Origin of the sequence: Snodgrassella alvi, from assembly GCF_002777855.1 — a bacterium.
In the GTDB taxonomy this organism is placed as follows: domain Bacteria; phylum Pseudomonadota; class Gammaproteobacteria; order Burkholderiales; family Neisseriaceae; genus Snodgrassella; species Snodgrassella alvi_E.
Map to the genome: position 1 here is coordinate 1 of NZ_MEIK01000003.1, position 11264 is coordinate 11264.

The window sequence follows — 11264 nt, forward strand, 5'->3', positions numbered from 1 at the left end:
AGGTCTGCTCCACTTCCAAAAATTCCGTTCTGATTATTCAGATTACGGTTAATCTGAGCTTTTAAATTATCATTCGTACGAATTGCTCCCGAACTGTTATCAACATAGTCAGCACTCAGATTCAGAATGTTGCTATTTATGCTTCCCTGTTGATTATTTAGATTGCCCACTTTTACATTCAATGTCTTTCCCGCCTGTATTTTTCCTTTCAGGCTGTTATTGAAGTCTTCACTTTGTATATCCAGCTGATTTTGTGCGGCAATAAGTCCTTCTTCGCTATTGTTCAACTGTGCACTGCTGATTTCCATGCTGCCGGCTGATTGCAGCTTACCTTTACGATTATCCAGCCTATTGCTTCTGGCTGATAACAGCTCATTAGTGGTCATTTCTCCTTCACGATTATCAATGGTATCGGTATTGATTATTGCTTTGCCGGCTGTTAGTTTGCCTTGCTGATTATTAAATTCCTCACCATTGACGCTTAAGTTATTTAGATTCAAGGCGCCGTGATTACGCAATCCTGCTTTCGCATCCAATTCAATCCCACCATTAGCGATTATCTGGCCATTATCGTTAATCACTTCCTGACTGCTAATGATTTGTCCAGTGGCAAACTCAGTTTTAGAAACAGGATTGGTCACTGTTTCCGTTTGCCCTTCACCTACGGCTGTGGTCGGTGGTTTGACAGTGGTAGTTGATTCTGTCGGATTGGGTTGGTTGCTCGGCTCTGTTAAATCGGGTTTGTGCGGCTGAGTTGCATTGGCCGGTGCATAGCCTATCAGACCATTATTACGGTTTTCCAGTTTGTTCGAATCAAGATTTAATACTTGTTTTCCAGTCTGAATTATTTTACCGTTCAAGTTGTACACATTATCGGCAACTATATCTATCCGGCCGGCGTTGATCTCGCCCTGATTAATTAAAGCTTGCTGCCTGATGTTCAGCTCATCGGCTGTTGTCAGTATTCCGCTATTATTCAACTGCCTGCTGCTCAGTTGCATTCTGCCTTGACTAGATAGTGTCCCACTGTTGGTTATCTCATCACTATTGATGGTGGCAGTGGATACATCACTTCCTGAGTTGTTTTTATCAGCGGCAACGATACTGCCACTGTTCATCAGACGACCATCTGCATTTATGGTTATATTGCCGGTACCAGCAAAAATCTGCCCAGCATTATTGATGCCTACGCCTTTATCTGTACTGACTAATACAATCTTGCCAGCATACATTCCGCCCAGATTGCTTGTATCTATGGCTACTGCCGGTTTATTTTCTGCTGAAGCTGGCAAATTAGTAGTTACTAAACCAGCTGTATCAATATCATTATTACCGGTGGTAATGTTCAGATTATTGGCCCAAATGCCTGCATTGATCTGCGCTGCCTGAGCCAATATCCGCGTGTATTCTGTACCACTGCCATCCAGTCCGCCGCCATTTATGTTGATGTTTCCTCCCCGTACTTCATAACCATTGACATTTCCGTTATTGATAACAGGTTTACCTGTGGTCAGTGTGACACCAGCGGCATTTATAAAGCCACTGCCATTAATATTGATACCAGCCGGATTGGCCATAATCACTTCAGCACGTTTGCCAGCTACTTCAATATAACCATTAAGCTGGCTGGGATTGGTGCTGTTAATCTGATTGACAATCACTCTCGCTTCACCATTGGCCAGCCAAGGATTTCCCTGTATCCAACCTGCCAACCTGCTTTGGGCATTTTTGCGGCTATTATTTAAAATCGCTCCTTTATTGCTGACATCCAATTGTCTGTACTGGTTAATGGATACACCTGCTTTGCTTGGAGTCTGAATATTAATTTGGGGTGTGCCGTTTGCTGTCTGCAAAATAGTGGGCTGTTGATTTTTTGGTGCAGACGGATCAGCATGAATAACTTCAGCACGGCTAGGGTTGACTATTAAAGTACATAAGCCGAAACCTACCAATATCGAGAAGACAAGTACTGGTATACCGGCTAATTTTACTGCATCAGATGTTATGACTCTGGAACTGGCTGCAGTGGTGTCTGCTGTGCTTTTACCATCACGAACAGTGTTCTCTGCTACAGCCATCATCTGGCCACGTTTTTTATTGAATATGACTTTAAATAAATTTTTGTTCATTTTTTTTACCTTTAATGTAGATATAAAGTTATCGATATGATTTATAATGCAATTTTAATATTTAATTATCATTATTAGTTTCACAAAAACCAATTTATCGTACAACTTACATTTAAAATTTTGCTTACGCTTTTACAGATAAGATAATTATTTAAATAGATTAGTACTATCAACATATTCTGTCCTTTGTAAAATAATTAAACTATTTTTGTTTTGCCATCTTCAAGTGAGTGATGCACTCTTGCCTTGGTACCATGAAGTTTTCAATAAATCTTTTTTAAAACTCAAATGGAATAATTTAGATTAAATCCAAATGTGGTTCTGTCTGTATGAAAATACTGCGGTTTATAGAGCGGTTTACCCATGAAAACATCGTAATACCAGTTCCCGCCGGCCCTAAATTGTCCTTTTAATCCGAGTACAGTGCCTGCAAGAGTTTTTCCGAGCTGTATTTCGCTGTTTCGCCCAGTTATGTGACCTACGTCGAGCCCGAGATATGCCTGATGTCCCGGCAAGAATTGCCAATTCAGATTATTATTCCAGTACCAACCCTGCTCTCCCATCAGTGTTAGTTCGCCATCAAATCCACGTACGGTATAACGTCCGCCAATTGATATCTGGTCCTGTGTAGTGAGTGGCGTTTTATTCCATTGCCCGTGAAACGAAGTATCAAAGCTGAAATTGTATTTACCCAGACTAAACGGTTTAAACAATGAAGCATCTAAGAAAATAATCTCCATCCGTGACGTACCTTCACCAAATTCCTCCTCTACTGCATGTAAACTATTATCAGCACCGGTACCACGCTTATAGCCTGCGCCTAGATTCAATATGGCATTCCCGATATATTCCCGATGATTTAGACCCAGTGCCCAACCGGCAGTATGCCGACGCTGGACTTCAATTTCGGCATCATCTATATAGTTGTGTGATTTTCGCCGCCATATTCTAGCGCTTACGTCTATTTTACGGTGGCTATTGCGGTAAAGCAGGCGAGTCAGACCTAAATCCATGTTTTCACTGCTGCCGTTATAATCATAATTTTGGTTATAACCTGCTATTGCCTGATGGTAACGGTAATAATTCTGGTTGTATGCCAGCAACCAGTTCCCAAAAGGAACTGAATAATGCATGGCATAACCATGTGTTCCACTACCAGTTTTGTTCCCTTCGCCATCAAAAACACTGTCTTTGCTGCCCAGATCATGATTATAGTTAACATAGAATAAATCACTTAAGCCTAGTGGATTATCCACTGATAAAGTCACACCTCCCTGATAACGGCCCGTGGCATGACTGCCAGAATCATCCATATTAAAGCTTAAGCGCAGTGGAATTTTGCGCTGTACCCATGTAATCACGACATCACTTTCATCTGGTGCTTCTGCCGGTACAATCTGTATATCTGCTTCTGCAGTAGGTACGCGTTTCAAGTTTTCCAATCCCTGTTCTAAATCTCTTAGATTGAGAATATCTCCACTTTTAACTGGAAACTCATTCTGTATATGGCGAATTCGACCTACATGGGTTTGGTTGGCATTATCTAAATTGTATCGGATTTCATGGATGCGCCCGGGTATCATGGTTAAGACTAATTCTCCTTTGCTTAAATCCTGTGGACTAGCCAAAATACGAGAGGTCGTATATCCACGTTCTATCAATGCATTCTGAGCCAAATTCATAATGTAATTCACTCCTTTGCCCCCCAGACACATACCAGATTTAAACTTACTGCGATAAATCGCCGTGTTTAAAGCGAACTGAAAAAGTTCAGCTGGATTTCCATCTAACTTGATTTGTTTAATTGCAAAACAGGGGCTTTCATCTTGCGGCAGTTTCCTCATTACTTCTGAAGTTTCCGGTTGTTCCAACCTGACATTTACATCTGGCATCATGTTTTGCTGAAATTGTTTCTGCCTCTGCTGCTCACGTATCACCTGTTGCTGCTGTTGAATATCAGCAGCTTCAGCAGGACTTGGTAATGGTGCTGCATATGCTTGTAATAATGGCCCACATAAAAAGGCAAACAATATTATTTTTTTTTTGGTCTTCATTATTAAAACTCTAATGTTTATATTAGTTAATAATAAAGTATTTAAATTAATAAAACCAATCATTTATAAAGTTTTATGTAAATTTTAATACTAAATTTCAAAATAACAAATGCATATAAAATAAAATGAAACTTGTATATTATTTTTTAGAAATCATCATATTGTCGATATTTTATAATATTATGATTTATAATATTTTTTAATTATTTTATTAAACTTTTTTTTGCAAATACTTTTCAAAAAGTACATATAAATAAAATATTAAATTATAAAACCAATTTTATTTGTTGTATGTTTGGTCTATGAATCAATAAAATTTATTGATATTAAAAAATTATAAATTTCTTCCCAAAAAACCACTATTTAAGTAAGAAACAATTTATACTAACTTTTAGGAAGAAAAGAAAAAAACTATAAATAACAGCGCAGTATTTAGGTGCTCGAACACCCAATGCTACTTCACGCAACTAATTATAAAAAGGTTAACTATGCCTAGGATTTATCCTACCCTAAAATCAACAAAAACAAATCACCGGTACCATAACCCAATGAGCTGTTTTATGCTTGGGATAGGCACAATAAGGCACAAAACTTAATCCAGATCAGAACTTACCCTTAGATGTTGGTTTTCTACCAACTGGATATTCTGAAGAAATCTCATTCATTTTAAGACGCACAGAAATAATAAAGCGATGTTTGGCTATCAGTAGAATTCTTCGATAAGCTTTTAAACCTGCTTTTTACAATTGTATAAATAACACAAACTAACTCAGGCATCTGACACAACTTTGGCGTTGTTCTGCATGGCACTTTGTACGCTTTGAGCTGCGCTGTACACCATGTAGCCTTGTCCTAATGCGGCCATCCCTTGAAGGGTTTTGGTACGGTCGTCTGCATTGCTCTGATGTAAAGTATCTACAGCATTGGCTAGATCAATCAGTGATTATTTATATTCAAAATTAAAAAATAAAAATGCATTCTAAATTTAAATTGCCTACAATTTCAAAATGCATTTGTTTATTTCAGATACAAATTATAATAAGCTTAATATTAATCAATTCATTATGAAATGTTAATTTCTAATCGATCTTCATATCATTCCATCAGCTTATAATTTCTGTATTTGTAATATCGTCATTAATTCTATTAATTTTTAATTCAAAAGAATTTGGTAAGCTATCTATTAAATTGGCTAATGTTCCTTTTGGATATCTTTGTTCACGAAAGGTTTTTTCAAAATCATTTGAGTAAAATAATCTTTCTTCATCTCCGTCATAACCTAACCAAAATACACATCCGTAATCCGATAGCTCACTACAATCAACATAGATTAAATTTTCTGGTTCACCATCAGCAAAATTAATATCTTCTATTTTTTTCTTACCTATTTCAAAATTTTTTTCATCTAAATTATAGTGAAAAGTGTTTTTCAATGATGATATAACCATAAAAAGATCAGTAATTGTTCCTTTTCCCGGTATCAATTCATCATCAATAATAAAATTAAAAAGTCCGCTTGGTGACTTGAATTCAATAATATATTCTAATTGGATACCAATTTGTTCTAAATTTCCAATAATCATTTTATTTTCCATCCGTGCTGTTTTCTTAATGCAGCTTTAACTTGATTGTTTAATTCAAGTTTATTTTTATCAGCTGTACTTCCAGACCAATGATAACTACTCACATTATCATACGAGAATCTATGTATGTCACCATTTTTGTCTTAAGTATATCTGGCTGTTTGTTCTACACCATTTATTTTTATTGATACTGATTCTTCAAAAAGATTAAAAGAATTCTGTGGTTCAATACCTGCATTTTTCTATTACCATTTCCCCCTAGCGTATGCTTAGTATTCGAGTAGACATTTGACTCAGATCCGCCGCTATGCAACAGGTGGAGTCAAACATGCTTTAGATATAATGAAGAAGATTATCATTACCTTTAATATCATAACCGATTGGCTGATATATAAAGATGGTAAGCGTGAATTATAGGACGAGCTTAAGCTTAAGTTTGAGCGGTTGAACAGTAAAAGCTGGACGAACAGAAATCGGTAAAAGAGATTTTAGCTGCCATGATTTTAAAATATCAGGCTAAACAGTTAATTGGTTAAATCTAAGCTCCTAAAGAAAAAAGTAACACAACACAGTAAATAATGACGCAGATTAGCGGGTACCAACACTGCTACCCGCTAACACAACTAACTTCAAAGGAGTTAATTATGACTAAGGTATATTTTTAGCTAAATTCAACAACAGGCAAAACACCGGCACCACAACCCAATGAGCGGTTTTATACTGTCGGTTATGTGCCACAAGGTATAAAGCCCAACTCCAGACCACAACTGACCATTAAAGGCCGGTAATTGGAATCCTATGGCTTTACCAGTGGACAACAGGTAACCATTAATGCTCAGCCGAGACTGTTGGTGATTTGAATTAAGGATCCTATATAAAATAAAAAGATATAGATTTATCCTTAATAATATCAACCTTATGATTAAATCAAAGACAGATAAGTTAATTATTTTATTAACGTTAAAAATTTAGTAACAATAAAGGGCTGTAATCTTATTTCAACCTTCGTTCTAGAATCTTCAAGTACAACCTCAGTCATTAGGAACTCGCCATCTACATCTTTTACTTTCTTAAAATATTCTACACCCTCAATTAGATTGTGCGCTATTTTTTTCTGTTTAAACTCTATAACTGTTTGTATCCAACCTTCAGTTGCACTAAACGAAAAAATCAGAGACATTTCATTTTGATCGGTATATTTATATGCAAAGTGCAAATCCTTTGTATTTTGAAAAATAGGCTCTCCCTCAAAAAAAGCCAACAAATCTATTTCATCTGGAAAAGATCGAATAAACATTTATTTTTTTCCTTCTTTAGGAATTGTTGTTACAAATCTACGAGAACCGTCTGTCATAATTTCAAATGACGTGTGTAATATAGTACCTTTTCCAGAAGACCCCATTAAGAAAGATTCTCTAACTTCAAAACTCTGGGAACCTTTTTTATAAGTATCAATAACATTACCTTTTGTATTTATTACCTTATTAAAGTGTTCTGTTAAAACCGCTGTACCTGACTCATTGGTCTGTAGCCCAAGCCGTCTCATCATTTGGGATAATTGAGTTGAACGAGCAGTATTATGTAATCCGCTATTTACTTTACCATAAAGATAATCAAATTTATTTGGATCTATTTCGAGCTTCGTTCCCTTTCCAGCAATACTAGCACCTTTTTCTTGGCTGCATTGACTACCTTGGCTACCGTTTTTTCTGTTACTTTCACGCCCCCTTTTACTACTCCTCCAACTCCAGTTGCCAATGTGGCCATATCCATTACTATTTTTCCTGCTTCTAGCCCTGCATTATATGCTCCTGATGTTCTTGCCTTTTGATATTCGGATAGCATGTTATCTAACCTTTTTTGGTAAGATTCTTTTAATGCTTCATTTACATTGCCTAATACGTTTTCATTTTTAAATAATGTTTTTAATGCATTAAAGGTTTCTACGGGATTTAGTAATAAATTACCCAACTCTTCTACCGATTCATATGCATATGCTGGCATTGCTGCTAACACACCCGTCTGAAAGCTTGCTTGTTGGCCTGCACTTATTCCTAACCATTGTGTTTCAACTTTAGTTTTGCAATAGATATTGGTGCATTGCGCTATCTCTTTCTGATCTTCTTGTGCATAACTTAGATAATCATTCTCTACTGCATTTTGCCCAAGCTCTCCTGCTATCTGCGCATTACTCATATAATATTATTAATTGTTTTGTACTCTCTGATTAGGTTTTCAATTGATAATACCATCAGAAATGAATCTGTGATGAATAACAGTTGCTTTAAAATCTATTATTTATTTAGAATGTCGTTTTATTAAACTTTCTACCCATTCTTTTGCTTTTCCTGCTCCAATTAATATTTGGCAACTTGAATCCCACTGAATTAAATAATCTAATTCTCTATTTATTATATAAAAATCAAATATAATTGTTTCTTCTACTAATTTTGCAAAATTATGTATATTGTTCATTTCAATAACGTGACGATCCATGTAACCATCAAAAAAAATTAAAAAATTATCAGTTATTTCATTTATCTCTCCAATAATTCCCCACATGTCTGGAAAAACCATTTGTGTATGGGGCAAAATAATATTTATTCTTAAAGAATCATAATATTTTTCTATTGTTTTTTTTCTAAATTCTACTCCTTCTTCAAAAGGCAATTCAGAGAGGGTTAATCCAATTTTCCTTGCATCTCTGAATAAATAATAAGTTATTAACCTACCTGTTTTAATTAGCTCATTGATATTTTCTTTTGTCATATTTATTTTTCCATTGGTTGACCAGGATATCTATTAGCTGGTACTTTATCTAACAATATATGTCCTGTTATTTTTCCCTTAGTTCCTACTTTGTAACCAACATGCGGTACCCCTAATGAATTACTACCTTTATGGCCTATGTCTACATTAACAGTTGCGCCATTTGGACCATTATATTGGACAGGTATACTTTTTCCATCTGCTGTTTTTGACCATCTAACGGGAATAAATTCAGATTTATTATAACCTGTTCGCTTAAATGCTTCATTTAACGCATCCTGAAAAGTTTTTCCTGTTCCCCTTAAATCAAGATCGTTCTCAGGTTTCCATTTATAACCATTTTTAAAGCTGGATGACTATGTGAATTTACTTTAGTTTGACTTTGTTTTGAAGAATCGCTTGTTCCTTTTCCTCCACTCTTTTTCTCACCACGTGATTCACTTCTGGGCATCCATATTAAATATTGGGGTTCCCCATCCATCCTGACTCTCTCCTGCTCCTTGCATCATCTTGCTGGCATAGCTGCTCATAATGACGCAGATTAGCGGTTACCTCCATTGCTACCCGCTAACACAACTAACTTCAAAGGAGTTAAACATGGCATATTCATATTTTTAGCTAAATCCAACAACATGCAAAACACTGGCACCACAACCCAATGAGCAGTTTTATAATGTCGGTTATGTGCCACAAGGCATAAAACCCAATCCCAGACCACAACTGACCATTGAAGGTTGGTGGCTGGAGCAGATAGGCTTTTATGTGGGCTGCCCTGTTATCATTCAGATTGAACAGGGCAAGTTAATTATTGAACTTGAAGCAAGTTTAAAAAGTAATAAAAGCTCCGCCGTTTAAATGCTCGTAGTAGCTTAGGCAATCATTCGTCGATAGTTGATATGTTAAATCTATATTTATCAGGAAGGCAGCGGGGATAACTATCCAATATTACTCCCCAAGGAGTAAATTCTAAATAAAATTTACCGCTATTCCATAAACAGAGCTTACAGAGAACAAATATTTCTTTTATGTGATTACACATTTCATTGTCATTTTCAGAATGCGCCTCATTCAACACAGTTTCAAGATCATCCATTAACATATTAATATCTTGGGGCTCTTTAAATACAGAAGATGAAGCATCATCAATATTCCATAGTATTTTAAATTTTCCTGACTCACCTTCTCTTTCTAAGTAACGCCCATTATTTTCGTGAAACGTTCGATATAATACTAAATCATCATCTTCATTATTTTCACGGATTTTTTTTAAATTAATCAGAGTCATAGTTATCCTTTTAAATTACAATTTACCCGGAAATGTGTTTATCAAATTCCCTTTCCTATCAGTGATAATAGTTATAACCGAAGTTTTATTTCCACTTTGATCAAAGCCTATTGGTTTACCTACATCCACTTGTCGTACAAATTTATTTGTTTCGACCTTTCCTCCTATTTGAATTGGATTATAAACAGGTTTATTAACAATATCAGGGCGTTGTAAAAGTGTTTTAACTTCATCATTTCCAATTAGAAAGCGACTTTTATTTGGAACAGAGCTATCAGCACCATGTTTCCCCATGGCATACTCAAAACCTCTAATTTTTCCATTATCATAAGTTACATTTGCAACATTGACCCGAGATTGTGCCACTCCAGGTAAATCTGGAGTCACAAATTTATTTTTATCTATAATGATTTGAGTTGCATTCGTTCCCTTTCCAGCATTAGTTCCTTTTCCTGCATTAGTCCCCTTTCCAGCTTTACTAGCCACTTTGTCGCCATCTTTACTTGCCTTTGGTTCAGTATTCCCTTTCCCTCCACTCTGCTTCCCACCACGTGATTCACTTACCGTAGAAGGTTGCGGTTTATCTTTAATTACTACTCCGTTTGCTGTTACTAGACTTCCACTATGACTATTATATCGGTTGGTTATGGCCTTTATTTCATCCATTGAAAACGCTTTTCCGCGTTTTATGCTCATAACGTTTAGCATTGTTCCCAGACTCATCCCTGTCCCGTACAATGCATCTACCTGATCTGATAGTGAATATGAACTTAGGGCTTGCCCTGCTATCTGGAATTGCAGTACCCGCATCCCTATTTGCTGCTCTGTTGCTCCTGATTGCTTCATATCTCTTACTAGATTTGTGAGCGTTATTTTCTGGAACGCAGCATTGGCTATTTTTCCTGACGGTGTCCATTTCTGGGCATCCATATTAAATATCGGGGTTCCCCATCCATCCTGACTCTCTCCTGCTCCTTGCATCATCTTGCTGGCATAGCTGGTTAGTAATATCTTGGACTCTTCTTCTGTCAGCTGTCCTTTCAGATACAGACTTAGTATGATTTGTGAGGCCTCTTCTGAGGCTTTTTTGTAATTCTCTATAACCTGTTGTTGACATTCTTTGGTTTGACATGCATCGTATTTTCTTTGGTAATCATCCGCACTTTGTACCCCCGCTTTTTTCAGCTTTTCATTTATTTTTCTTTCCTGTGCATTAAGCTTGCTTTCTCCTTTGCTGTTAATTAAGGCATTATTCTCTACTGCATTTTGCCCAAGCTCTCCTGCTATCTGCGCATTACTCAGTGTTCCTCCGCTTAGTCCCCCTGCTACTGTCCCTATCGCTGACGATAGGTCTCTTATGCTTCCTTTTACGTTTTCCGGCAATCTGTTCGGGTCTATTTCTCCTGTGGCGGGATCTATTGCTTCTGGATACTGCTCTTTTGGC

Annotated in this window: 10 protein-coding genes and 1 pseudogene; 1 reads left to right on the forward strand and 10 read right to left on the reverse strand. The window is 36.5% G+C overall.

Going from position 1 to position 11264, the window contains the following annotated elements:
* From BHC43_RS00490 to BHC43_RS10965, 8 genes and pseudogenes are all read right to left on the reverse strand, one after another.
* The coding region (locus tag BHC43_RS00490) for a two-partner secretion domain-containing protein (RefSeq protein WP_144078724.1) at positions 1 to 2129 on the reverse strand (2129 nt) is incomplete at its 3' end.
* A 284-nt stretch (positions 2130 to 2413) separates the two neighbouring features.
* On the reverse strand, positions 2414 to 4183 hold the full coding sequence (locus tag BHC43_RS00495; RefSeq protein WP_100156174.1) for a ShlB/FhaC/HecB family hemolysin secretion/activation protein: 1770 nt from the start codon (positions 4181 to 4183) through the stop codon (positions 2414 to 2416).
* 1103 nt (positions 4184 to 5286) lie between these two features.
* Positions 5287 to 5778 carry an Imm42 family immunity protein gene (locus BHC43_RS00500; RefSeq protein ID WP_218966436.1) on the reverse strand — a complete coding sequence of 164 codons (492 nt, stop codon included), beginning with the start codon at positions 5776 to 5778 and terminating at the stop codon, positions 5287 to 5289.
* Between the two features lie 934 nt (positions 5779 to 6712).
* Positions 6713 to 7063, reverse strand: coding sequence for a hypothetical protein (locus BHC43_RS00510; protein ID WP_100156176.1), 351 nt, complete (start codon positions 7061 to 7063; stop codon positions 6713 to 6715).
* On the reverse strand, positions 7064 to 7315 hold the full coding sequence (locus BHC43_RS00515; RefSeq protein ID WP_100156177.1) for a hypothetical protein: 252 nt from the start codon (positions 7313 to 7315) through the stop codon (positions 7064 to 7066).
* Between the two features lie 80 nt (positions 7316 to 7395).
* Positions 7396 to 7962 (reverse strand): hypothetical protein, encoded by a 567-nt coding sequence (locus BHC43_RS00520; RefSeq protein ID WP_100156178.1) that lies wholly within the window; start codon positions 7960 to 7962, stop codon positions 7396 to 7398.
* A 102-nt stretch (positions 7963 to 8064) separates the two neighbouring features.
* On the reverse strand, positions 8065 to 8535 hold the full coding sequence (locus tag BHC43_RS00525; RefSeq protein ID WP_100156179.1) for a hypothetical protein: 471 nt from the start codon (positions 8533 to 8535) through the stop codon (positions 8065 to 8067).
* 2 nt (positions 8536 to 8537) lie between these two features.
* A pseudogene (locus tag BHC43_RS10965) lies at positions 8538 to 8861 on the reverse strand (polymorphic toxin type 47 domain-containing protein); the annotation flags it as partial.
* Positions 8862 to 9177: 316 nt separating this feature from the next.
* Here BHC43_RS10965 and BHC43_RS10970 point away from each other — a divergent pair.
* A complete protein-coding gene (locus BHC43_RS10970) occupies positions 9178 to 9390 on the forward strand; it encodes a SymE family type I addiction module toxin (RefSeq protein WP_100156181.1) in 213 nt (70 codons plus the stop codon).
* Between the two features lie 22 nt (positions 9391 to 9412).
* On the opposite strand, the gene BHC43_RS00545 is transcribed toward BHC43_RS10970, so the two are convergent.
* Entirely contained in the window at positions 9413 to 9820 is a 408-nt protein-coding gene (locus BHC43_RS00545; protein WP_100156182.1) for a hypothetical protein, read from the reverse strand.
* A gap of 15 nt (positions 9821 to 9835) precedes the next feature.
* A partial coding sequence (locus tag BHC43_RS00550) for a VENN motif pre-toxin domain-containing protein (protein WP_180297398.1) occupies positions 9836 to 11264 on the reverse strand: 1429 nt, incomplete at its 5' end.

Bases quoted from the DNA above. Each gene is read 5' to 3' on its own strand.
- BHC43_RS00495 (WP_100156174.1), bottom strand. From the start codon at position 4,183: ATGAAGACCAAAAAAAAAATAATATTGTTTGCCTTTTTATGTGGGCCA.
- BHC43_RS00545 (WP_100156182.1), bottom strand. From the start codon at position 9,820: ATGACTCTGATTAATTTAAAAAAAATCCGTGAAAATAATGAAGATGAT.
- BHC43_RS00500 (WP_218966436.1), bottom strand. From the start codon at position 5,778: ATGGAAAATAAAATGATTATTGGAAATTTAGAACAAATTGGTATCCAA.
- BHC43_RS00525 (WP_100156179.1), bottom strand. From the start codon at position 8,535: ATGACAAAAGAAAATATCAATGAGCTAATTAAAACAGGTAGGTTAATA.
- BHC43_RS00520 (WP_100156178.1), bottom strand. From the start codon at position 7,962: ATGAGTAATGCGCAGATAGCAGGAGAGCTTGGGCAAAATGCAGTAGAG.
- BHC43_RS00510 (WP_100156176.1), bottom strand. From the start codon at position 7,063: ATGTTTATTCGATCTTTTCCAGATGAAATAGATTTGTTGGCTTTTTTT.
- BHC43_RS00515 (WP_100156177.1), bottom strand. From the start codon at position 7,315: ATGATGAGACGGCTTGGGCTACAGACCAATGAGTCAGGTACAGCGGTT.